Raw genomic sequence first — 22,206 nt, forward strand, 5'->3', positions numbered from 1 at the left:
TGCCGCCCCCTCGGTCGCCGAACCCCGCGCCACCCGCCGGGCCCGGAACCGACCGGTCTGTGCCATCGCACTCGTGTTCATGTCGACCTCCCGGCAGTCCGGATGCCCCGGGTCGGCGTTCACACACCCCGCGCAACCCACGGACCAGGGGATTCCGGTTCTGCGCCGGGCGAGCCGTCTCCGCCGCCGTACGGCGGCGCCACTCCCGTCGCGCACTCAGCATCGCCGGAACCGCTGCACCACGCGCGGGGGCCCGGCCGCGGCTTCCGCCGACGGCCGGGCCCCGTGTCGCATCGTCTCCTCCGGCGCAGGGACGCGCGGGGATCAGGCGGGCTCCGTGGCCGGCATGCGCTGTCCGGCCATCGGAGCGGCGGGTTCGCGTGCCGGTGCGGGTGCGGCCGCGAGCCATTGGTGGGCGGCTTCCAGGGCACGCTTGACGTCCCGGGTGCCGGTGGACACGCACAGCGTGTACGCCAGGTCGCGTGCTCTGGGGTTCGGCTCCGCCGGTCCGCGGGCGGCCTCGGCGGCCGCCAGGGCCTCGTACTCGTCGACGAGTCTGCGCAGCACGGCGGGGTGGGGCCTCAGCATGGTCGTTCGCTCCTCGTGGAATCGGGTGGTCAGGCCGTCGTGGAGGTGCCGCCGCTCCCCCGGCTGCCCGTCCGCTCCCCCAGGACCTCGTCGCGCACGCGGGCGCAGCTGCGGCTGATGAGGCGGGAGACGTGCATCTGGGAGATGCCGAGATGGTCGGCGATGCGGCTCTGGGTCATGTCCTCGAAGAAGCGCATGTAGAGGATGGCCCGTTCGCGTTCCGGCAGCCGGCGCAGGCCTTCCTTGGCGGACTCGCGGTCCACGACGACGTCGTAGGACGAGTCGGCAGCGCCGAGGGTGTCGGCGAGGCTGTAGCCGTCGTCGTCGGCCGAGAGCTCGGCGTCCAGCGACAGGGTGCTGAAGCTGTCCAGGGCTTCGAGCCCGGCGTTGACCTCTTCCTCGCTGAGGCCGGTGTGGGTGGCGAGGTCCGCCACGGAGGGCTCGGGGCTGCCCGGGTTCTGGGTGAGTTCACGGCGTGCCACCCGCACCTTGTTGCGCAGCTCCTGCACACGGCGGGGGACCCGCAGGGCCCACATGCGGTCCCTGAAGTGGCGCTTGACCTCGCCGGTGATGGTGGGGACGGCGTAACTTTCGAAGGCACCCCGGCTCACGTCGAACCGGTCGATGGCCTTGACCAGGCCCAGTGCGGCGACCTGCCGGAGATCCTCGATCGACTCCCCGCGGTCGCGGAAGCGGCCGGCGATGCGGTGGGCCATGGGCAGCCACAGGGTGACCAGCTCGTCGCGGACGGCTTCCCGCTCGGGACCCTCTTCCAGCTCCGCCATCCTGGCGAAGAGAGCGGCGGTGTCGGGGGCGTCGTCGTGACGCCGCCGGGAGGCGGGGGTCGTCGTTTCGGGCGTGCCGGGACGATGGGTGGGCGTTTCGATGAGCATGCGGATTCGCTCCTGAACGGTGGTTTCAGGGACTGACCGCGGGAGGACACTGCCCGGATCGCCTGGACGGCCTCCGGGGCAGTCATACCGCTCCCGCTGGCGCGCCTCCGGTCCGAAGCACGAAACTGCGTCTGCCCCGACCCCGGTGGAACAAACTCCGCTTTGCAGTGCAATCTGCCGGGTACCGCTTCACGGGCGTTCAGGACAGGGGGACGACAGCGGTTATGCATTTGCCCCCGGCGGGCAGGTCCGACACCCGGACGTCGCGGGCGAGCCGGCAGACGATGGGCCAGCCGTGGCCACCGTGCCGCAGCCGGCCGTGCGGATCGGTGCGGGGCGGGGTCACGGGCAGCGCGTCACTGCGGTCGCTCACCGAGAGGCGCACACCGGGGCCGTCGACGTCCACCTGGAAGTCGGTGACACCGCCGCCGTGCAGGATCGCGTTGGTGGTCAGCTCCGAGACGACGAGCAGCGCGTCGGACAGGCCGTCCGTGTCGCACGGGGTGTGGGTGGCCCGGCAGCGTTCGGCCACGGCTCGCTCCACCGCCCGGCGCGCCTCGGCGGGTTTGCACGGCCGGGCCCGGTGGACGCCGGGCGGCTCGAATACGGGTTCGATCATGTGCTCCTCGCACATTGGGCAGCTCCCTGGCAGCACGGACGGAAAACCGGGTCCGGACCTCGTTCCCCGGCCGCCCGCACGGGCCTGCCCGGGGCCCGCGGACCCATTGCCTGTCTCGACCTGCCGCGGCGTTCGGGGCGCACAACGCGCGAACGCCGCGGTCCTACTCCTCGGCTCACCTCTCCCCGCACCTGCAAACCTCCGGTCCGGCGGGAAGGCCCGAAAACACCTCGGACGGCCGTGACTCGATGTCATCCCCGTGCTCTGGGCGGGTAGGCGGAGTGCATGACCGATGTGGTGGATTCCGACGAGCTGTTGCGGCGTATCCAGCGTGCGAGGGAGTGCGCGGTGCAGGAGGAGCAGACGTGGCGGACCAGGAGCGAGGAGCTGAACGCGACGGACCCGCAGGGGGCCCGGGACGCGACCGTGCGGCGGATGTCCTACGAGGCGGTGCTGCGGGTGCTGGACGAGATCGTGGCCCCGGGCAAACACGCCCCGGAGGGCTGACCGGGCGCGGGCCGGTGCCGGTGCGGGCGTGACCGGATTGCGAGGGCACACGCCGGGAACCCGGTGCGCATGACAGCCGACCACACGCGAGCACCGGTTCTGGAAGCCCTGGACGAGTACCGACGTAAGGGGCACCTGTCGTTCACGCCACCCGGGCACAAGCAGGCCCGCGGGGCGGATCCGGCGGTCCGGGAGATCCTCGGTGACGCGGTGTTCCACGGGGACGTGCTGGCCTCCGGCGGTCTGGACGACCGGCTCACCCGGGGCCGGGTGCTGCAACGTGCCCAGGATCTGATGGCCGACGCGGTGCACGCCGAGCACACGTTCTTCAGCACCTGCGGGAGTTCCCTTTCGGTGAAGGCCGCGATGCTCTCGGTCGCGGGCCCGCACGAGAAGCTGCTGATCGGGCGCGACGCCCACAAGTCGGTGGTCGCGGGGCTGATCATCTCCGGTATCGAGCCCGTCTGGGTCGAGCCCCGGTGGGACTCCGAGCGGAACCTCGCCCATCCTCCGTCCGCCGAGGAGTTCGACCGGGCCTTCGACGCGCATCCGGACGCGCGCGGAGCGCTGGTGACGAGTCCCACGCCGTACGGCGGCTGCGCGGATCTGCGGGCGATCGCCGATGTCTGTCACCGGCGCTCGCGGCCGCTGATCGTCGACGAGGCGTGGGGCGCGCATCTGCCGTTCCACCCCGGCCTGCCGTCGTGGGCGATGGACGCGGGCGCGGACATCTGCGTGACGAGCATCCACAAGATGGGCAGCGGCCTGGAGCAGGGCTCGGTCTTCCACCTCCAGGGCGACCTGGTGCCGCCGGAGCTGCTTGGGATGCGCGCGGACCTGCTGGGCACCACCAGCCCCTCGGTGCTGATCTTCGCGGGCCTGGACGGCTGGCGGCGGCAGATGGCGCTGCACGGCGAGGAGCTCATGGGCGGTGCGCTGGATCTCGCGGCCGAGGTGCGGGCCGCCATCGAGGAGATCGACGGGCTGCACGTCAACGACCGGAACGACTTCTGCGGCCCGGGCCTGTCCGACGACCTCGACCCACTGCCCGGCGTCATCGACCTCACCGGCCTCGGGATCACGGGCTTCCAGGCGGCGGACTGGCTGCGCGAGCACCGGCGCATCGACGCGCACCTGGTCGATCACCGCCGCATCGGCGCGCAGATCACCCACGGCGACGACCCGGAGACCACCCGGGAGTTGCTGGAGGCACTGCGGGACCTCGCCCGGGCGGCCGGCGACCTGCCCGGAGCGCCGAGGGTGGAGGTGCCGTCGCCGCCGGAGTTGCGCATGGAGCAGACGGTGCTCCCCCGGGACGCGTTCTTCGGCCCGGCCGAGGCCGTGCCGGTGTCCGATGCGGCCGGGCGGGTGGCGGCCGAGATGATCACGCCGTATCCCCCCGGTATCCCCGCGGTCCTCCCGGGCGAGCGCCTGACCGAGCCGGTGCTGGCCTACTTGCGGACGGGACTGGACGCGGGCATGCATCTGCCCGACCCCGAGGACCCGGAACTGGAGACGGTCCGCGTGCTCGCGCAGTGACCCCGGGCGTGAAACAGGTCACGCCACCCGGTCCATGGGGCGCGCGCGGCGCCAAGATGGTTTACGGTTAATCCATACGTGGTGACGGAGTCGACCCCTCGTCCTCCGCCCACCACCTCTAAACGGCCCTGGCTGGTCTCCCCCGTCCAGCCAGGGCTTTTTCATGCCCGGACCACCGGCCGGAAGAAGTCGCGTACGCCGAGGTGCCCAGGGCCCCGCCAGCGGCTGAAATGGGCTTAGGGGGCCTTGCACCCCTCGGGGACAGCACCGCAGTCGACCGCCCGGCGAGGAGCTCCGCATGACCAAAGCGATCAAACTCCTGACCGCCCTGCCTCCGCCCCAGCGGCAGCGCCTCATGACGCTCGCCCAGGAGGTGTCCTTCCCCGAGGACGCCCGGATCTTCGAGGCGGGCGGCCCTGCCGACCGCTTCTGGGTCATCCGCTCCGGCGCCGTCTCCCTGGACCAGCAGGTGAACTCCCTGCAGCGGGTGACCGTGGCCAGCCTCGGCGCGGGCGACCTGCTCGGCTGGTCCTGGCTGTTCCCGCCGTACACCTGGGACTTCGGCGCGGTGGCGTTCAGCCCGGTGCGGGCCTACGAGTTCGACGCTCAGGCCGTGCTGGGGCTGTGCAAGGAGGACCCGGAGCTGGGGATGACGCTGGTGCGCAACGTCGCCGAGGTGCTCGCGCACCGGCTGGAGATGACCCGGGGCAAGCTGATGGAGCAGTACACGCTGCACCGGCGCGGAGTCCTGTGAAGCGTCAGACCCGGTAGCGCCGCAGCGCCGGTACCGCGGCGGCGAGCACCAGCATCACGGTGACGACCAGCAGTCCGCCGCCCGCGACGGCGGTGCGGGGGCCGAAGGCGGATCCCGCGGTGCCGTGCAGCACGTCGGCCAGACGCGGGCCGCCCGCCACGACGACGGTGAAGACGCCCTGCATGCGCCCGCGCATCTCGTCGGTGGCGGCGGAGAGCAGGATCACTCCGCGGAAGACCATGGAGACCATGTCGGCCACCCCGGCGAGGGCGAGGAACGCCACCGCGATCCACAGGTTGCGGCTCAGTCCGAAGCCGGTGATGGCCACACCCCAGGCGACGACCGCGCCGATGACCATCCAGCCCTGCCGCCGGGCCCGGGAGAAGGTTCCGGAGAACAGCCCGCCCAGGACGGCGCCGACGGGGATCGCCGCGAACAGCAGGCCCAGCGCGAGGCCTTCGCCGTACGGGGCGTAGGTCTGGGAGGCGAGCTGCGGGAACAGGGCGCGGGGCATGCCGAGGACCATGGCGACGATGTCGGCGAGGAACGACAGCAGCAGCACGGTGTGCCCGGAGATGTAGCGGAAGCCGGCGGCTATCTCCTTCACGCCCGCGCGGCGCACGGCCGTGCCGGCCTGGGGCGGCAGCGGGGGCAGTCGGTACACCGCCCACACCGTCACGCACAGGGCCACCGCGTCGATGAGGTACAGCTCGGGCAGCCCGATGACGGGGATGAGGGCACCGGCGAGCAGCGGGCCCGCCACCTGCCCGGTCTGCATCACGGTCGAGCCGAGGGCGCCCGCGGCGGGCAGTTCGTCCTCGGGGACGAGCCGGGCGATGGAGGCGTTGCGGGCCGGGGCGTTCAGGCCCCAGAAGGCCTGCTGCACGGCGAGCAGCAGCATCAGCGCGGCGACCGACTCCAGGCCGGCGAAGGCCTGGAGCCAAAACAGCAGCGAGGTGACGGCGATGCCGCTGTTGGTGATCAGCAGCAGCTTGCGCCGGTCCATGGTGTGTCGGCGATCGCCCCACCCCAGAGCGCGAACACGATCAGGGGCACGAGGCCGGCCAGGCTCGCGGCGCCGACCCACGCCGAGGAGCCGGTGATGTCGTATATCTGCTTGGGGACGGCGACGGCGGTGAGCTGGCTGCCGACGGCCGTGACGATGGTCGAGCCCCACAACCGCCGGTAGGCGGGCCGGCGCAGGGGGCGGGTGTCCATGGCCCAGCGGTGCCGACCGCGCCGCCGGGGCGCCTGGGGTTCGGGCTCCCGCTCTTCGGTCGTGCTCTCGCTCGCGTCCACGCCGCTTCCTCGATGCTCGCTACATCTTTCCGGGCGGGGATCACTATCGCACTCGTGCCGGCCGGGTCGGCGGCCGGTCTCAGCTTCCGGTGATCAGCACGGCACCGAGCACGATCATGGCGGCGGCGACCAGGCCGTCCAGGACTCGCCAGGCCGCGGGCCTGGCGAGGAACCGGCCGAGCATCCGGGCGCCGAAGCCGAGGGCGGTGAACCAGCACAGGCTGGCCAGCACCGCGCCGAGGCCGAACGTCCAGCGCAGGGAACCGTGGTCGGCGGCGACGGAACCCAGCAGGAACACGGTGTCGAGGTAGACGTGGGGATTGAGCCAGGTCATCGCCAGGCAGGTGAGCACGGCGCGGCGCACCGATCCGGCCGCCTCCCCCTCCGCCCGCAGCGCGTCACCGCCGGGCCGGAACACCCGGCGGGCGGCCAGTGCCCCGTAGACCAGCAGGAACGCGCCACCGATCCAGCCGACCGCCGTGAGCGCGCCCGGCCACCGAGCCACCACCGCGCCGACCCCGCCGACCCCGAGCGCGATGAGCGCCGCGTCCGACAAGGCGCAGATGGCCACCACGGGGAGGACGGCCTGGCGGCGGATGCCCTGGCGCAGGACGAAGGCGTTCTGCGCTCCGATGGCGACGATGAGGGAAAGGCCGGTGCCGAAGCCGGCGGCGCCGGCGGTGAAGGTGCTGGTCATGGCGTCGACGCTACGGACACACCCGGGCACGGGCCAGCTAAGGATTCTTACGTAACATAAGCAGATGTGATGATGACGGATCTTCCGCTGGACCAGGTGCGGACCCTGCTCGCCGTCGTGGACGAGGGCACGTTCGACGCGGCGGCGGCCGCGCTGCATGTGACGCCGTCGGCGATCAGCCAGCGTGTGAAGGCACTGGAGCAGCGCACGGGACGCGTCCTGCTGCTGCGGACCAAGCCGGTGCGGCCGACCGAGTCAGGCGAGGTGCTGGTGCGGCTGGCCCGCCAGGTGGCGCGGCTGGAGCACGACGCGCAGGCGGAGCTCGGACTGAGCGGCGAGGGGGAGCCGACGCGGGTGTCCGTGGCGGTGAACGCGGACTCCCTCGCCACCTGGTTCCTGCAGGTCCTCACGCGTGTTCCGGAGGAGTTCCGGCTCTGCTTCGAGCTGCGCCGCGAGGACGAGGACCACACGGCGGCCCTGCTGCGGGAGGGCACGGTGATGGCGGCGGTGACGTCGTCCCCGGATCCCGTGCCGGGCTGCTCCGTGCGGTCGCTCGGGCGGATGCGCTACCTCGCCGTGGCCGCGCCGAAGTTCGCCGCCCGCCACCTCGGCGGGCCTGTGGCGCGGACCCTCACGGAGGTGCCCGTGGTGGTCTTCGACCGGCGCGACGACTTCCAGGACGGCTTCGTCCGGGGGCTCACCCGGGGGCGGGCCGGCGCGAGCGCGCTGCGGCACTACGTGCCGACCTCGGAGGGCTTCGTCGAGGCCGTGGCCGCCGGGCTGGGCTGGGGTCTGGTGCCGGAGCCCCAGGCGGATCCGCTGCTGGGCGACGGCAGGCTCGTCGGCATCGCCCCGGGCCGCAGGGTCGACGTGCCGCTGTACTGGCAGCAGTGGAAGCTCGACTCGCCGGCGTTGGTGCAGGTCGCGGAGACGGTGACGGCGACCGCGGCGGAGGCGCTGCGGCCCTGATCCCTCAGTCCCGGACGGCTTCCAGCCGGGCCGCCGCGCTGTCGAGCAGCATGTCCAGGGCCGCCGGATAGGCGCTGGTGAGCATGCGGGTGGCGAGCAGGGGCGCCGCCTCGGCGATGCGTGGGTGGGTCGTGGCGGGCAGGCGGGCGTACGTCGAGCGCCACATGTCCTCGTCGGCGTGCAGCGAGTCGCTGGGAAGGGCCAGGGAGGCGGCGTCCAGGGCGGCGAAGGCCAGGGTCTGGTCGATGAAGGCGTGGTAGACGCGCACGGTGTCGGGCAGCGGGAAGCCGGCCGTGCGCAGGACGTCCAGGACGGCCTCGTCGGCGGCCAGCTCATGGGCCCGGCCCGTGACCCGGTTCGTGGTCAGCAGGGCCGCCTGCGGATGGGCGAGATACGCGCCGTGGATGCGCAACCCGAAGGACCGCAGGTCCGCCCGCCACTCCCCCGTGGGCCGCCAGCCCTCCAGGGCCTGGCCGATGAGGGCGTCGCCGATGGCGAGGGTCAGATCGTCCATGCCCCGGAAGTAGCGGTAGAGCGTGCTCGGGTCGGCGTCCAGGGCGAGCCCCAGCCGGCGGGCGGTCAGTCCGGCGCTGCCGTGTTCGCGCAGCATGCGCAGCGCGGTCTCGACGATCAGCTCCTCGGACAGCACGGTGCCGCTCTTGGTGGGCCTGCGTCGGCGGCGTTTCTCCTCGGGCACCACGGGCTTCGGCACGGCGGGCTCCCTCCCCGGGGACCGGCCCCGGTCCTTATGCCAACGCCATTGACCTTATGACAGGAGGCGGCGTTGTATCTCCCCAAGGACGCGTCACGTTCTGCGCAAATAGGGAGTTTCTGTCATGCGTGTACTGCTCGTGGGTGCCGGTGGTGTGGGCGGGGCGATCACTCGGATCGCGGCCCGGAGACCGTTCTTCGAGGCCATGGTGGTGGCCGACTACGACCCGGCGCGGGCCGAGGCGGCGGTCGCGGCGCTCGGCGATGACGCACGGTTCACCGCCGAGCAGGTGGACGCGGGCGACGAGGCGGCGGTGACCCGCCTGCTCGCCTGGCACCGCTGCGACGTCCTCCTCAACGCCACCGACCCCCGCTTCGTGATGCCGCTGTTCCGCGCGGCCCGCACCGCGGGCGCCACCTATGTCGACATGGCGATGTCGCTGTCCCGCCCGCATGCCGAGCGGCCGTACGAGAAGTGCGGGGTCAAGCTCGGCGACGAGCAGTTCGCGCAGGCCGCCGACTGGGAGGAGGAGGGGCTGCTGGCCCTCGTCGGCATGGGCGTGGAGCCGGGCCTGTCGGACGTCTTCGCGCGGTACGCCGCCGACGAACTCTTCGACACGATCGAGGAGATCGGCATCCGCGACGGCGCGAACCTGACCGTCGACGGCTACGACTTCGCGCCCTCGTTCAGCATCTGGACCACCATCGAGGAGTGCCTCAACCCGCCGGTCGTCTACGAGACGGGCAAGGGCTGGTTCACCACCGAGCCCTTCAGCGAGCCCGAGGTCTTCGACTTCCCCGAAGGCATCGGCCCGGTCGAGTGCGTGAACGTGGAGCACGAGGAGGTGCTGCTCGTCCCGCGCTGGGTCGACGCCCGCCGGGTGACCTTCAAGTACGGCCTGGGACGGGAGTTCGTCGAGACGCTCAGGACGCTCCACCTGCTGGGCCTGGACCGCACCGACCCGGTGATCGTGCCCGGGCCGGACGGACCGGTGGCGGTCTCGCCCCGGGACGTGGTCGCCGCGTGCCTGCCCGACCCGGCGAGGCTGGGCGAGCGCATGCACGGCAAGACCTGTGCGGGCACCTGGGTGCGGGGCGTGAAGGACGGCGAGCCTCGCGAGGTGTACCTCTACCACGTGGTCGACAACCAGTGGTCCATGACGGAGTACGGCTCCCAGGCCGTGGTGTGGCAGACGGCGATCAACCCCGTGGTCGCGCTCGAACTCCTCGCGACGGGCGCCTGGTCCGGTGCGGGCGTGCTCGGCCCGGAGGCCTTCCCGGCGCGGCCCTTCCTGGACCTGCTGACGGACTACGGCTCCCCCTGGGGCATGCGGGAGCAGTGAAGGACTGGCCGGGAACGCCCTGTTTCACGAACCGTCGACAGGTGACCCGAAGAGGAGTAAGCATCCGAGAGAGCACGTTTCTACTGCGACGCAGGTGACTTCGATGGACAACTGGCGAGACCACGCTGCCTGTCGGCACGAGGACCCCGAGCTTTTCTTCCCGATCGGCACCTCCGGGCCGGCTCTGCTGCAGACCGAGCAGGCCAAGGCGGTGTGCCGACGGCGCTGCCCCGTGCAGGAGCAGTGTCTGCAATGGGCCCTGGACACGGGTCAGTCCATCGGCGTGTGGGGCGGGACGAGCGAGAACGAGCGGCGTGCGCTGAAGCGCCGCGCGGCCGCCCGCCGCCGCTCCGGCTGACACCGGCCCCACCCCTGGGAACCTCAGCGCTCATCTGCGGCGGTGCTCATCCGCGCCGAAGCGGTCCCCAGGGGTTTGCCTGCCGGGCCACCTCCGTCCGCGCCTCGTCGATGATCTGCGGGTCGATCCAGCACATCGGCCGGGCGTCGGTGACCAGCGGTTCGTTGTCAGGTCCGCGGGAGGTCTCCTTGCCCGCGAGCACCCAGGCCCGTACGCCGGGCCCCTTCTCGTGCGGCAGATGGGCGTAGTCGTGCAGGCGACGCGCCACCCACACGCGGACCGGCCGGTCCTCCCACCAGTTCTCGACGTCGAGGGGGTTGGCGGACAGGCCAGGCATGGACACGCCCGTCAGGTCGTCGGTGCTGGACACGTCGCGGAGATCGGTCGCGGGTCCGCGCGACCAGCGGACGTACAAACCCTGGTGCCGTTCGACCAGCTCGGTGAGTTCCGCGAGTGTGCGCACGACCGGCAGCTCGTCCGATTCCCTCATGCCGTGTCCTCCTCCCTCGACGCCGTCGGCGGACGGAGTACCCGCTCGGCGCGAGCGGAATCGGCTGTTCGGCGAGGCCGGGCGACGGGCGACGGGCGACGGGCGAGGTTACGCTCGCGGCACACCAGCCCGTCGCAGAAGGGGCCGAGCATGAGCGTTCGCGTACGCCGCGTCTACGATCCGCCCGAGCCGGAGGACGGGGTGCGGGTCCTGGTCGACCGGTTGTGGCCGCGGGGACTGGCGAAGGACGCGGCTCGGGTGGACGAGTGGCCGAAGGCGATCACCCCGTCGACGGAGCTGCGGCGCTGGTACCACGCGGGCGAGGGCTCGTACGAGGAGTTCGCCGAGCGGTACGAGGCGGAGCTCGCCGCCGAGGAGGCCGCCGAGGCCCTCGACGGTGTGCGTGAGCTGCTCCGCACGGGGGACGTGACGCTGCTGACCGCCTCGAAGACGCCGCAGGAGAGCCACGCGACGGTACTGGCCCGCCTCCTGTGAGGATGAGGGGCGGGCCGTCCGGCGAGGTCAGGCGGTCTGTTTCGCCGCCGCCCGGCCCGCCGCCCGCCCCGAGAAGAGGCAGCCGCCGAGGAAGGTGCCCTCCAGGGCGTTGTAGCCGTGGACACCGCCGCCGCCGAATCCGGCGACCTCACCGGCCGCGTACAGACCGTCGACCGGGTTGCCGTCGGTGCCGAGGGCTCGGGAGTCGAGGTCGGTCTGGATGCCGCCGAGGGTCTTGCGGGTGAGGATGTGCAGCTTGACGCCGATCAGCGGCCCGGCCGCCGGGTCGAGGATGCGGTGCGGGGTGGCGACCCGGCCGAGGCGGTCGCCGATGTAGCGGCGGGCGTTGCGGATGCCCTGCACCTGGGCGTCCTTGGCGTAGGGGTTGGCGATCTGCAGGTCGCGGGCCTCGATCTGGCGCTTGATCTCGGCCGCGTCGAGCAGCGGCTTGTCGGTGAGGGCGTTCATCTTCTCGACGAGCTGCTCGACGCCCGCCGCGGTCACGAAGTCGGCGCCCTTGCGCACAAACGCGTCGACCGGCCCGGGCGCGCCCTTGCCGAGGATGCGTTCCTTGAGGAATCCGGCACGGTCCTTGGCGGTGATGTCGGGGTTCTGCTCGGAGCCCGACAGGGCGAACTCCTTCTCGATGATCTTCTGCGAGAGGATGAACCACGAGTGGTCGTAACCGGCGATGTCCTCGGTGGTGCGCAGGTGCTTCAGGGTGCCGAGGGTGTCGTAGCCGGGCAGACAGGCCCCGGGCAGGCGTCGGCCGAGGGCGTCGAACCACATCGAGGACGGGCCGGGCAGGATGCGGATGCCGTGGCCGGGCCAGATCGGGTCCCAGTTCTGCAGGCCCTCCGTGTAGTGCCACATACGGTCGCGGTTGACCAGCCGGACGCCCGCCTCGGCGCTGATGTCGAGCATCCGCCCGTCGACGTAGGCGGGGACGCCGGTGACCATCTCGCGCGGTGGGGTGCCGAGGCGCTCGGCCCAGTAGCGGCGGACGATGTCGTGGTTCGCGCCGATGCCGCCGCTGGTGACGATGACGGCCTGGGCCGTGAGTTCGAACTCGCCGATCGCGTCGCGGCTGGAGGCGACACCCCGGGGTGAGGGGTCCTCGGCCAGGACCATGCCGCGCACACCCCGGGCGGTGCCGCCCTCGACGACGAGCGCGTCGACGCGGTGCCGGTGGTGGAAGGTGAGCAGGCCGTCACGGGCGGCCTGCTTGGCGTAGCGCACGAACGGTTCGACGACGCCGGTGCCCGTGCCCCAGGCGACGTGGAAGCGGGGCACGGTGTTGCCGTGCCCGTCCGCCGTGAGGTCGCCCCGCTCTGCCCAGCCGACCGTGGGCAGGAACGTGATGCCGTGCCCGTCGAGCCAGGACCGCTTCTCCCCCGCGGCGAACTCGACGTAGGCGCGGGCCCAGCGCACGGCCCAGGAGTCCTCGTCCTCCAGCCGGTCGAAGCCCGCGCTGCCGCGCCAGTCGCTCCAGGCGAGGTCGAAGGAGTCCTTGATGCCCAGGCGCCGCTGTTCGGGCGAGCCGACGAGGAACAGCCCGCCGAAGGACCAGAACGCCTGGCCGCCGAGGTTGCCGGCATTCTCCTGGTCGACGAGGGCGACCCGCCGGCCCCTGCTGGTCAGCTCGTGCGCCGCGACCAGACCGGCGAGACCCGCTCCGACGACGATGACATCGGCATCCATGGCGACCGTTCCCTTCTTCAGTTCTTCGTGTGGGCGAGGGTGCCGCTGCCATCGGTCAGCAGGGCCGTGAGCAGTTGCTTCAGCCAGGCACGGGCGCTTTCCACGTCCCGGTCCAGGAGCAGTTGCGTGGTGACGCCGTCGTACGCGGCGACCACGGCACGGGCGGCGCCGTCGGTGTCGCCCAGTACGGCGGGCAGCGCGGTGTGCCCGCGGGCCCGGCCGAGCCGGTCGGCGATGGCATGCCGCAGCCGCGCGCGGTGTTCGAGCAGGCCCTGCGCGACCTCCGGGTCGCGGGCGGCGTGCACGAGGAAGTCCGTCTTCACCAGGAGCCAGTCACGGTCGAGGAGCAGCACGTCGGTGACGCGGTCCACGGCGGCGGGCACGTCGAGGTCGGGTCCGTCGAGGGCGAGGGCGCCGGACACCTGTTCGGCGATCAGCTCGGCGCGCTCGCGGTAGAGGGCGAAGAACAGCTCGTCGAGGCTGGAGAAGTTGGAGTAGAAGGCACCCCTGCTGTAGCCGGCGGCCTCGCAGACCTCCTCGATCGAGACGTGCCCGAAGCCTTTGGCCGCGAACACGGAGAACGCCGCCTCCAGGAGGTTGGCGCGCGTGTGGGCACGGCGCCTGGTCACGCGCCCGGTGCTTCCCTCGACAGGCATGCCGGCCCCCTTTCGATACAGGACTGTATTGGATACACCGATGTATCGAAAGGGAGGTTTCCGATGGAACGTACATTCGATTCAGAGGTACGCTGACGGCATGCACCTGCAAGGCTCCCTCTTCGACCAGGCCGACGAGGTGCGCCTCGGCTCCCTGGACGGGATCAGCCGTACCCACCTCGGCTTCGGCGCCTGGCTCGACGTGCAGCCCGGGTGGCTCCACGGCTCCGACGAACTGTTCGGACAACTGGCGGCCGAGGTCCCGTGGCGGGCGGAGCGGCGCACGATGTACGACAACGTGGTCGACGTCCCCCGCCTGCTCGCCTTCTACGGCGCGGACGACCGGCTGCCGCACCCGGTGCTGGCCGAAGCCCGGGAGGCACTCGGCACCCGCTACGGCGAGGAGCTGGGCGAGCCGTTCACCACGGCCGGGCTGTGCTACTACCGCGACGGCCGGGACAGCGTGGCCTGGCACGGCGACCGGATCGGACGCGGTGCGCGCGAGGACACGATGGTCGCGATCCTGTCGGTCGGAGCGCCCCGGGACCTGCTGCTGCGCCCTGTCAGGGGCGGCCGGGACACCGTGCGCCGTCCGCTGGGCCATGGCGACCTCGTGGTGATGGGCGGCTCCTGCCAGCGCACCTGGGAGCACGCGATCCCCAAGAGCACCCGCGCGGCGGGGCCGCGGATCAGCATCCAGTTCCGCCCGCACGGCGTGCGCTGAGGGCGTACCGAACGACCGGGGCACGGCTTTTTGCTCCTGGCCTCGCCCGCCTTTGCTCCTGGCCTCGCCCGCCGAGGCGGGCGGTTCCCCGGAGGCCGTCGTGGTCCCGGGCCGGTGGGGGACGCCGCTGCCCGGGCCCGGGAACGCGCCCTCTAATCTGATGTGACGATCAGCGGCGAGACAAGGACACCCAGCCCATGGCACTGCAGATCAGCGCGACCGATCCGGAGCACCCCGCGCTCCTGCTGGAACTGCCGTGGGACGTGCCCCTGGAGGACTGGCCGGAGGAGTACCTGGTGCCGCTGCCGCGGGGTATCTCCCGGCACGTGGTGCGATACTCCCGGGCAGGCGACGAGGTGATCGCCGTCAAGGAGCTGGCCGAGCGCCCGGCGCTGCGCGAGTACGACATGCTGCGCGACCTGGACCGGCTCGGCATCCCGTCGGTGGACCCGCTGGCCGTGGTCACGGGCCGTACCGACGCGAGCGGGGCCCCACTGGAGAGCGTCCTGATCACCCGGCACCTGGGCGGTTCGATGCCGTACCGCTCGATGTTCGAGACCACCATGCGCCCGGCCACCATGCACCGGCTGATGGACGCGCTCGCCGTCCTGCTGGTGCGACTGCACCTGGCCGGGTTCGCCTGGGGCGACTGCTCGCTCTCCAACACGCTCTTCCGGCGCGACGCGGGCGCCTTCGCCGCCTATCTGGTCGACGCCGAGACCGGTGACCTGCATCCGCGGCTCAGCTCGGGGCAGCGGGACTACGACCTCGACCTCGCCCGGGTGAACATCAGCGGGGAGCTGCTGGACCTGGAGGCCTCCGGGGCGCTGCACCCGTCCGTGGACCCGATCGAGTTCGGCATGGAGATCTGCGCCCGCTACCGCGGACTGTGGGAGGAACTGACCCGGGCCTCCGTCTACCCGGCCGGCAAGTACCACTACATAGAACGCCGGATCCGCCGCCTGAACGACCTCGGTTTCGACGTCGCCGAGATGCAGATCGAGCACGCCTCGAACGGCGACACGGTCAGCTTCGTGCCCAAGGTCGTCGACGCGGGCCACCACCAGCGGCAGCTGCTGCGCCTGACCGGGCTGGACGCGGAGGAGAACCAGGCCCGGCGGCTGCTCAACGACCTGGAGAGCTGGATGGCTACCCAGGACGACTACACCCCGGGCGCCCCTGCCCCCAGTTCTCGGCTTCGCTCGAACACGGGGGACCCCCATGGCACCCGCCCGGAGGTGCTGGCCCACCGCTGGGTGCGGGAGGTGTTCCGCCCGACCGTGCGGGCCGTGCCCCTCGAACTGCGCGGCGCCATGGACCCGGCTGAGATCTACCACCAGCTCCTCGAACACCGCTGGTACCTGTCCGAGCGGGCCCAGCACGACATCGGCCTCGACGCGGTGGTCGAGGACTACATCCGGAACATCCTGCCCAAGGCCCGCAAGACGCTGCAGCCGACGGCGGAGTGAGCGGCCGGCGCCCTCACCCGTGCGGCACCACCGCCACCGGGCAGTCCGCGTGGTGCAGCATCCCGTGGGCCACCGAGCCGATACGGGCTCCGACGGCCGTGCGGTGGGCGCGGCGGCCGACGACCATCAGCTGGGCCGTCCCTGCCACCGACAGCAGTACCTGACTGGCACTGCCCATCTCCACGTGCTCCTCGACCGGCACGTCCGGGAAGCGTTCCCGCCAGGGCCGGACCGCGGCGGCCAGGCTCTTCTTCTCGTACGGCTCCAGACCGCCGGCCTCGTCGAGGAGCTTCAGCGAGCCGGGGCTGTAGGCGAAGACGGGCGGCAGGTTCCAGGCCCGTACGACCCGTACGGTCGCCCCGCGCGCGGCGGCCGTCTCGAAGGCGAAGCGCAACGCGTCGGCGCTGTCCTCCGGGTCACCCTGCTGTCCGACGACGATCTCGCGCCCGGCGGCCTCGGACGCGGGCTGGTCACCGGCCCGGACGAGCACCACGGGCCGGGTGGCGGCGGCGATCACCTGCTGGCCGACCGAGCCGAGCAGGAATCCGACGATGCGGCCGTGCCCGCGCGAGCCGAGCACCAACGTCTCGGCGTCGGCCGCGGCGGCGACCAGGGTGTCGGCCACCGGGCCCTCGACGACGTCGGTGGTGACCGCGAGGTCCGGATGCCGTTCGATGACCGTCCCGACGGCCTCGGTCACAGCGCTGTGCACCCGCTCGCTCTGACTGTCCGCGTCCCCCTCGATCCCCGCTTCCAGCGCCTCCTGCGGCTGTACCCGCCAGGCGTGCACCACGCGCAGTGGCCGGTCGCGCCGTACCGCCTCCCGCGCCGCCCAGGCGAGGGCCGCGAGGCTCTCCTGCGATCCGTCGACCCCTGCCGTGATCGGGCGTGTCATCCGGCCGTCTCCCCTCGTGGAAATCACTACGTGCTCATGATCAGTCTTCACTACACTGCCCGCATGTCGCTGGAGTGGGAACAGGTCATGGTGGACTCTGCCGACCCGGAGGCCCTCGGCCGCTGGTGGGCACAGGCTCTGGGCTGGGTGGTGGTGAACGACGCACCCGACGAGTTCGAGATCCGGCCCGCCCCGGACCGGCTGCCGGGGCTGCTCTTCACGACGGTGCCGGAGCGCAAGACGATCAAGAACCGCCTCCACCTCGATTTCCGGCCCGACGACCACGAGGCCGAGGTGGCACGGCTGCTGGCGCTCGGTGCGCGGCACGCCGACGTCGGGCAGGGCGAGCAGTCGTGGGTGACACTCGCCGACCCGGAGGGCAACGAGTTCTGCGTGCTGGGGTCCCCCCGGAGCTGATCCCCGTATCCGGGCGCCGCGCAGCGATCGAACATACGATGGGCGGAGGTCGGCGCGGTGCTCCCGGGGCGCCGCGCCGTGAGTCGACCGCCCGGCGTGGGGGACGCATGGCACAGCCCGCCGATTCGGCGCGGACCGTCATCATGACCGTGGACGACGACCCGGGTGTCTCCCGGGCCGTGGCCCGGGACCTGAGGCGGCGGTACGGCGCGTCGTACCGGATCGTGCGGGCGGAGTCCGGTGAGTCCGCGCTGGACGCGCTGCGCGTGCTGAAGCTGCGCGGCGATCTCGTGGCGGTGATCCTGGCCGACTACCGGATGCCGCGGATGAACGGCATCGCCTGGTACTGGGACTACTCGACGAACGAGTTGCACGAGTCGGGGCCGGAGCCGGCCGCGCCGGTGAGTCATGCCGCGGATCAGCCGGTGCCGGGGCCTGCGGGGCGGGTGCCGGATGACTGGGCGAGGGTTTTGCGGGCCTAGGAGCCCGGGTCCCGTCGTTTTGTTGCGGCTGCGGGTTGTCGGTGGTTGACCGCGCCCACGCGGCGGAGCCGCACAACGCCACAGCCCTGCGCCCTCAAGAGAGTTGGTTCAGTGCCGAACATTTCCTTCATCACGCCGGTCGTCGGGCGGGAAGCCGAACTCGACCGGCTCTCCTCCGTGCTGGACCGTGCCCGTGCCGGTGAGGCACGGGCCGTGCTGGTCGCCGGGGACGCCGGGGTGGGCAAGACCCGGCTGCTGGACGAGGTCGGTGGGCTGGCCGCTGACGCCGGAATGACCGTGGTCACCGGGCATTGTGTGGATCTCGGGGATGTCGGTCTGCCCTATCTGCCCTTCACCGAGGTGCTGGGTGTACTCGCGGGCGAGGAGCGGTTCGCTTCCGCCCTGGCCGCCCATCCCGCGGTCGAGCGGCTGCTGGGGGCCGGGTCCGATTCCGTGCGGGACGTGGACGGGCGGTTGCGGCTGTTCGAGGGGATGGCGGGGCTGCTGGCCGATGTCGCGGAGGTCGCGCCGCTGTTGCTCGTGCTGGAGGACCTGCACTGGGCCGACCAGTCCTCGCGCGATCTGCTGCGGTTCCTGCTCGGCCGGGGCGTGCTCCGGCACCGGCTGGCGGTGTTCGCCTCGTACCGGGCCGACGACCTGCACCGCAGGCATCCGCTGCGGCCGCTGCTGGCGGAGCTGATACGGCTGCCCCTCGTCGAGCGGCTGGAGCTGCGGCCGCTGGCCGACCCCGATGTGGACCGGCTGGTGCGCGCCCTGGAGCCCAGGCCGCTGCCGGAGGCGACGGTACGGCGGATCGTGGAGCGGGCCGAGGGGAACGCCTTCTACGCCGAGGAGCTGCTCGCGGCCACGGACACGGAGTCCGGCGGGATGCCCAGCGGGCTCGCCGATGTGCTGCTGATCCGTTTCGAGCAGCTTTCCGAGACCGCGCAGCAGGTGCTGCGGACCGCCGCCGTCGCCGGACGCCGGGTGGAGCACGATCTGCTGCGGGAGGCGGCCGGGCTGCCGGAGCCGGAGCTGGAGTCGGCACTGCGTGCTGCGGTGGGGCGGCAACTGCTCGTCGCCGGGGACGACGACACGTACTCCTTCCGGCACGCCCTCGCCCGCGAAGCCGTCTACGCCGATCTGCTGCCCGGGGAGCGGGCGAGGCTGCACGGCGCGTTCGCGCGGCTGCTCGCCGGGCGCGGGCACCTGGCCGAGAGTGCCGCCGAGCGCGCCCATCACTACCGGGAGAGCCACGATCTGGCCGAGGCGCTGGCCGCTTCGCTGGAGGCCGCCGATCACGCCCAGCAGGTCGGCGCGCCGGCCGAGGAGCAGCGGCATCTCGAAGCGGCCCTCGATCTGTGGCCGGCTGTCGCCGCCGAAGCCCGTCCGTCGGGCGTGGGTGTCGACCGGGTGACCCTGACCCTGCGGGCCTCCGCGGCGGCCGCGCACGCCGGGGAGCTGCACCGCGCGGTCTCCCTCACCCGGTCCGCGCTGGCGGAGCTCGGCCAGGACGCCGATTCCGAACTCGCCGCCCGGGTCCGCTACACGCTCGCCGGTGACCTGTTGCGGGTGGACAGCCTGACGGCGGCGTTCGCCTACAGCAGCGAGGCCCTGGCGATGATCCCCGAGGAGCCTGCGTCGCACACCTGGGTGTGGGCGGCGGCCACGCACGTCCTGGCCGCACGCCACGTCGGGGAGAACGGGACCGCGCTGCAGGTCGCCCGCAGGGCCCTGGGAGTGGCGGAGCGGCTGCGGGTGACCGACGCCCAGGCGGACCTGCTGATCTCCCTGGCCGTCTTCGACGGCGAGGGGCGGCGCGGCCGGGAAGGCCGTCAGCGACTGCTCAAGGCTCGGGAGCTGGCCCGGAGTTCGGGCAACGCGCCAGTCGAGCTGCGTGCCCTGTTCAATCTGGCCATGGGCTGTTACGAGTCCGGTGCCCTGGCCGAGTGCGTGCCCTTCCTGACGGAGGGCCTGGACCGGGCCCGGCGCGCCGGGCTGCTGTCGTCGCCGTATCCGCTGGAGATGCGCTATCTGCGGCTGCTGGTGCTCAACGTGCTGGGACGCTGGGACGAGTGTGTGCGCGCCGCGGCGGCCGACGCCGAGGTGCTGCCGGCCGCCGGCGGGTACACGATGGGCCCCGCGCTGTTCGTGACGCTCGCGCGGGGTGACGTCACGGCCGCCGACCGGGCGCGTGCCCTGCTGGAGGGGCCGTTCGACTGGATGGCCGCCCTGGTGGCGGGCATCGTGCTCACCGACGCGGCGGCGCTGCGCGGTGATCCGGAGGACGCGGTGCGATGGATGCGGTCCACGGTCACGGCTCTCACCGACGAGACGGGCGCCCGCCCCGACGTGACGGTCCGGCTCGCCGCCCTGGCGCTGGCGGCGGTGGCCGACGCGGCCGCCGGGCTGCGGCTGACCGGGGACGAGGCCGGGGCGCGCCGCTGGACGGACACCGCGTCGGAGCTGGTGGAACTGGCGCGGGCCGGGGCCGGCCGGGGTGAGAACGGCGCCGCCCAGGGCCCCGAGGGGCAGGCGTGGCTGGCGCGTGCCGAGGCGGAGTGGCTCCGGGCGCGGTCCGGGCCGGATGTGGCGGCCTGGGCGGCGGCGGTGGCCGCGTTCGGCTACGGCGACGTCTACGAGCGGTCGCGGTGCCGGCTGCGGTACGCCGAGGCCCTGGTGGCGGCCGGGCATCGCGAGGAGGCCGCGGCCGAGGCCCGGGCGGTCCGGGAGAGCGCGGACCTCCTGGGCGCCGCGCCCCTGCGGGAGCAGGTGGACGCCCTGGTCCGTCGCGGCCGGCTGTCGGACAGGCCCGGCGGCGACGGCGGGGCGGCCGTGCTCACGGCGCGCGAGCAGGACGTGCTGCGGCTGCTCGCTCTCGGCCGCAGCAACCGGCAGATCGGCGAGGAGCTGTTCATCAGCGGCAAGACCGCGAGCGTCCACGTCTCCAACATCCTCGCCAAACTGGGCGTGTCGAGCCGTGGGGAGGCCGTGGCGGTCGCCCACCGCGAGGGCCTCATCGGCCCGGAGCCGTCGGCGTCCGGCTGACCGGGCGGCCTTGCGCCGGGTCGGGCGGTCGGTGTCAGCCGTTCCGGCAGTCGAGGCTTCGGAGATCGACGGCGTCGGCCATCGCCTGCATCCCTTTGTCGTTGGGGTGCAGGTGGTCGCCGCCGTCGAAGGCGGGGAGCATCCTTTCGGGGTCGTGGGGGCTGCGCAGGACGCGGTCGAAGTCGGTGACCGCGTCGAACGCGCCGCTGTCGCGGATGAAGGCGTTGACCTGCCGTCGCACCGCTTCCCCGGCGGGGTCCCACTCCTGCCAGCCCTTGTAGGGGGCGATCGTGGCGCCGACGACGCACTTCCCGGCCGCGTGCGCCCGGTCGATCAGCGTGCGGTACCCGTCGATCAGCCCGGCACCCGTGGCACCGGGTTCGGCCTTGATGTCGTTGACGCCCTGGAAGAGGAACACCGTGCGTACGCCCGGCAGGGAGAGCGCGTCCCGTTCCATGCGGTTCAGTGCGCTCTGCCCCGGGCCGTCGAGGATGACCTTGTTCCCGGCGATGCCCGCGTTGGCCACGCCTTCGACCGTGCTGCCGGACGCGGCCAGGCGGCGGGCCAGGTAGTCGGGCCAGCGGCGGTCCCGGCCGGTGGTGGACTGCCAGCCGTCGGTGATGGAATCGCCGAGGGCGGCCACGGCGCCGGTTCCCTTGCGGGGCCGTACGGTGACGGCGTCGAGGTAGAACCAGGAGCCGGTCCGCTGTTTCCAGTGGGCCGCGCCCTCCTCGGCGGTGTGGTCGCCGCGTGTGGTGTACGACGTCTGCATCGCCAGCCAGTGCCCGGTGAGCGGGCCGTCCGCCCGGGGGACGTACAGGCTGACGGCGAGGGTGCGCCCGGCGGGGACGTGGCCGGGCAGCGGGTCGCTGTAGACGATGCCGCCGGCGGGCACGGTGACGGAGTGTGCGCCGCGGAAGGTCAGGCGCCTGTTGCTGCCGGGGACGAGTGCGGCGCCGTCCCGTTGCAGTCCCGCGTGGACGTTGCCGAACGTCACCGGCTGGTCGCCGAAAGCGTTGGACAGCCGCACCCTGAGGTCGCTGCCGCCAACGCTGGTGTGCACCATCAGCCGGTAGCCGCGGGCCTTCACCGCCTCGCCGATGTGGCCCGCGGAGGAGGCCCAGGTGACCACGCCCCGCCCGGCCGCCGTCGGGGCGCCGGGCGGCGGGCTCGGCTGGTCCCCCGGAGGTACCGTGCCGGTTCCGCAGCCCAGCGCGACACAGGTGGTGAGGGCGGCCAGGGCGGCACGGCAGCGGGGGCGTGCGGTGCGGGGCATCGTCGGCGCTCCTTCGGCCGGTCGGTGGGATGCGGGCGGTGTTTCGGGGCCCAGGACACGGTAGTGGTGCGGTCGTCGACGGCTGTGCGGGGTGGCGTCGCCGGGCGTGCCGTGCCGCCGGCGCGGGCCGGGGCGAAGCCGCCGCGCACGACGCGCCCGGTCCCGGCCGGGGTTCCCGCGCCGGGCGGCGCGGGAACCCCCGTGCTCCGGCGGCCGTTGTCCGGGCAACCGGTCCCGCGTGGGGAGGGCAGGGCGGCACGATGAACGAGTTGGTTC

General features: G+C 72.7%; 21 protein-coding genes and 3 pseudogenes. 13 read left to right on the forward strand and 11 right to left on the reverse strand.

From position 1 onward, the window contains the following. Window positions 1-324 precede the first annotated feature (324 nt). The 3 genes from C1J00_RS15985 to C1J00_RS15995 all read right to left on the reverse strand — a co-directional run bounded on the left by C1J00_RS15985 (window position 325) and on the right by C1J00_RS15995 (window position 2,115). On the reverse strand, window positions 325-588 hold the full coding sequence (locus tag C1J00_RS15985) for a DUF5133 domain-containing protein (protein WP_102909746.1): 264 nt from the start codon (window positions 586-588) through the stop codon (window positions 325-327). Window positions 589-617: 29 nt separating this feature from the next. Beyond that, the gene (locus C1J00_RS15990) at window positions 618-1,481 is read right to left on the reverse strand and encodes a SigB/SigF/SigG family RNA polymerase sigma factor (RefSeq protein WP_102909747.1); all 864 of its coding nucleotides are present in this window, start codon (window positions 1,479-1,481) and stop codon (window positions 618-620) included. 199 nt (window positions 1,482-1,680) lie between these two features. Next, entirely contained in the window at window positions 1,681-2,115 is a 435-nt protein-coding gene (locus C1J00_RS15995; RefSeq protein WP_102909748.1) for an ATP-binding protein, read from the reverse strand. A gap of 270 nt (window positions 2,116-2,385) precedes the next feature. Between C1J00_RS15995 and C1J00_RS16000 the strand changes: the two genes are divergently transcribed. The 3 genes from C1J00_RS16000 (at window position 2,386) to C1J00_RS16010 (ending at window position 4,900) form a co-directional block, all read left to right on the forward strand. Continuing rightward, window positions 2,386-2,607 (forward strand): hypothetical protein, encoded by a 222-nt coding sequence (locus C1J00_RS16000; RefSeq protein ID WP_102909749.1) that lies wholly within the window; start codon window positions 2,386-2,388, stop codon window positions 2,605-2,607. A gap of 69 nt (window positions 2,608-2,676) precedes the next feature. Beyond that, on the forward strand, window positions 2,677-4,146 hold the full coding sequence (locus C1J00_RS16005) for an aminotransferase class I/II-fold pyridoxal phosphate-dependent enzyme (RefSeq protein WP_102909750.1): 1,470 nt from the start codon (window positions 2,677-2,679) through the stop codon (window positions 4,144-4,146). 298 nt (window positions 4,147-4,444) lie between these two features. Then, a complete protein-coding gene (locus tag C1J00_RS16010; protein ID WP_102909751.1) occupies window positions 4,445-4,900 on the forward strand; it encodes a cyclic nucleotide-binding domain-containing protein in 456 nt (151 codons plus the stop codon). 4 nt (window positions 4,901-4,904) lie between these two features. On the opposite strand, the pseudogene C1J00_RS16015 reads toward C1J00_RS16010, so the two are convergent. Both C1J00_RS16015 and C1J00_RS16020 read right to left on the reverse strand, forming a co-directional pair. Beyond that, window positions 4,905-6,199 (reverse strand): annotated as a pseudogene (locus C1J00_RS16015) (MFS transporter). Between the two features lie 79 nt (window positions 6,200-6,278). After that, window positions 6,279-6,896 (reverse strand): LysE/ArgO family amino acid transporter, encoded by a 618-nt coding sequence (locus tag C1J00_RS16020; protein WP_102909752.1) that lies wholly within the window; start codon window positions 6,894-6,896, stop codon window positions 6,279-6,281. Window positions 6,897-6,965: 69 nt separating this feature from the next. On the opposite strand from C1J00_RS16020, the gene C1J00_RS16025 reads away from it, so the two are divergent. Beyond that, window positions 6,966-7,865, forward strand: a complete 900-nt coding sequence (locus C1J00_RS16025; protein WP_102909753.1) for a LysR family transcriptional regulator ArgP — start codon at window positions 6,966-6,968, stop codon at window positions 7,863-7,865. A 4-nt stretch (window positions 7,866-7,869) separates the two neighbouring features. On the opposite strand, the gene C1J00_RS16030 is transcribed toward C1J00_RS16025, so the two are convergent. Beyond that, complete coding sequence (locus tag C1J00_RS16030; RefSeq protein ID WP_102909754.1) at window positions 7,870-8,577, reverse strand: TetR/AcrR family transcriptional regulator; 708 nt, start codon at window positions 8,575-8,577, stop codon at window positions 7,870-7,872. 124 nt (window positions 8,578-8,701) lie between these two features. Between C1J00_RS16030 and C1J00_RS16035 the strand changes: the two genes are divergently transcribed. Together C1J00_RS16035 and C1J00_RS16040 are read left to right on the forward strand one after the other, a co-directional pair. Then, window positions 8,702-9,919, forward strand: a complete 1,218-nt coding sequence (locus tag C1J00_RS16035) for a saccharopine dehydrogenase family protein (RefSeq protein ID WP_102909755.1) — start codon at window positions 8,702-8,704, stop codon at window positions 9,917-9,919. Window positions 9,920-10,022: 103 nt separating this feature from the next. Continuing rightward, complete coding sequence (locus C1J00_RS16040; RefSeq protein WP_102909756.1) at window positions 10,023-10,277, forward strand: WhiB family transcriptional regulator; 255 nt, start codon at window positions 10,023-10,025, stop codon at window positions 10,275-10,277. Window positions 10,278-10,323: 46 nt separating this feature from the next. Here C1J00_RS16040 and C1J00_RS16045 read toward each other — a convergent pair whose 3' ends face one another. Continuing rightward, entirely contained in the window at window positions 10,324-10,767 is a 444-nt protein-coding gene (locus C1J00_RS16045) for a DUF6098 family protein (RefSeq protein ID WP_102909757.1), read from the reverse strand. 150 nt (window positions 10,768-10,917) lie between these two features. On the opposite strand from C1J00_RS16045, the gene C1J00_RS16050 reads away from it, so the two are divergent. Beyond that, on the forward strand, window positions 10,918-11,262 hold the full coding sequence (locus tag C1J00_RS16050) for a DUF488 domain-containing protein (protein WP_102909758.1): 345 nt from the start codon (window positions 10,918-10,920) through the stop codon (window positions 11,260-11,262). A 27-nt stretch (window positions 11,263-11,289) separates the two neighbouring features. On the opposite strand, the gene C1J00_RS16055 is transcribed toward C1J00_RS16050, so the two are convergent. Both C1J00_RS16055 and C1J00_RS16060 read right to left on the reverse strand, forming a co-directional pair. Then, on the reverse strand, window positions 11,290-12,963 hold the full coding sequence (locus tag C1J00_RS16055) for an FAD-binding dehydrogenase (RefSeq protein WP_102909759.1): 1,674 nt from the start codon (window positions 12,961-12,963) through the stop codon (window positions 11,290-11,292). A gap of 17 nt (window positions 12,964-12,980) precedes the next feature. After that, window positions 12,981-13,619 carry a TetR/AcrR family transcriptional regulator gene (locus C1J00_RS16060; RefSeq protein ID WP_102909760.1) on the reverse strand — a complete coding sequence of 213 codons (639 nt, stop codon included), beginning with the start codon at window positions 13,617-13,619 and terminating at the stop codon, window positions 12,981-12,983. 100 nt (window positions 13,620-13,719) lie between these two features. Between C1J00_RS16060 and C1J00_RS16065 the strand changes: the two genes are divergently transcribed. Continuing rightward, window positions 13,720-14,343: an alpha-ketoglutarate-dependent dioxygenase AlkB gene (locus C1J00_RS16065; protein ID WP_102909761.1), complete on the forward strand. Its 624-nt coding sequence runs from the start codon at window positions 13,720-13,722 to the stop codon at window positions 14,341-14,343. A gap of 197 nt (window positions 14,344-14,540) precedes the next feature. After that, entirely contained in the window at window positions 14,541-15,812 is a 1,272-nt protein-coding gene (locus tag C1J00_RS16070) for a DUF4032 domain-containing protein (protein WP_102909762.1), read from the forward strand. A 13-nt stretch (window positions 15,813-15,825) separates the two neighbouring features. On the opposite strand, the gene C1J00_RS16075 is transcribed toward C1J00_RS16070, so the two are convergent. Then, a complete protein-coding gene (locus C1J00_RS16075) occupies window positions 15,826-16,707 on the reverse strand; it encodes a universal stress protein (RefSeq protein ID WP_102909763.1) in 882 nt (293 codons plus the stop codon). 63 nt (window positions 16,708-16,770) lie between these two features. On the opposite strand from C1J00_RS16075, the gene C1J00_RS16080 reads away from it, so the two are divergent. The 4 genes and pseudogenes from C1J00_RS16080 (at window position 16,771) to C1J00_RS16090 (ending at window position 20,654) form a co-directional block, all read left to right on the forward strand. Further along, a complete protein-coding gene (locus C1J00_RS16080; protein ID WP_102909767.1) occupies window positions 16,771-17,124 on the forward strand; it encodes a VOC family protein in 354 nt (117 codons plus the stop codon). 107 nt (window positions 17,125-17,231) lie between these two features. Then, window positions 17,232-17,462, forward strand: a pseudogene (locus C1J00_RS47900) (response regulator); the annotation flags it as partial. Beyond that, window positions 17,457-17,606, forward strand: a pseudogene (locus C1J00_RS48235) (UBP-type zinc finger domain-containing protein); the annotation flags it as partial. The pseudogenes C1J00_RS47900 and C1J00_RS48235, both read left to right, overlap by 6 nt. A 111-nt stretch (window positions 17,607-17,717) precedes the next feature. Next, window positions 17,718-20,654 carry a helix-turn-helix transcriptional regulator gene (locus C1J00_RS16090; RefSeq protein WP_102909765.1) on the forward strand — a complete coding sequence of 979 codons (2,937 nt, stop codon included), beginning with the start codon at window positions 17,718-17,720 and terminating at the stop codon, window positions 20,652-20,654. 34 nt (window positions 20,655-20,688) lie between these two features. Here C1J00_RS16090 and C1J00_RS16095 read toward each other — a convergent pair whose 3' ends face one another. Then, the gene (locus C1J00_RS16095; RefSeq protein ID WP_102909766.1) at window positions 20,689-21,930 is read right to left on the reverse strand and encodes an SGNH/GDSL hydrolase family protein; all 1,242 of its coding nucleotides are present in this window, start codon (window positions 21,928-21,930) and stop codon (window positions 20,689-20,691) included. Window positions 21,931-22,206: the final 276 nt, after the last annotated feature.

It is taken from the genome of Streptomyces cahuitamycinicus, assembly GCF_002891435.1.
GTDB lineage: Bacteria > Actinomycetota > Actinomycetes > Streptomycetales > Streptomycetaceae > Streptomyces > Streptomyces cahuitamycinicus.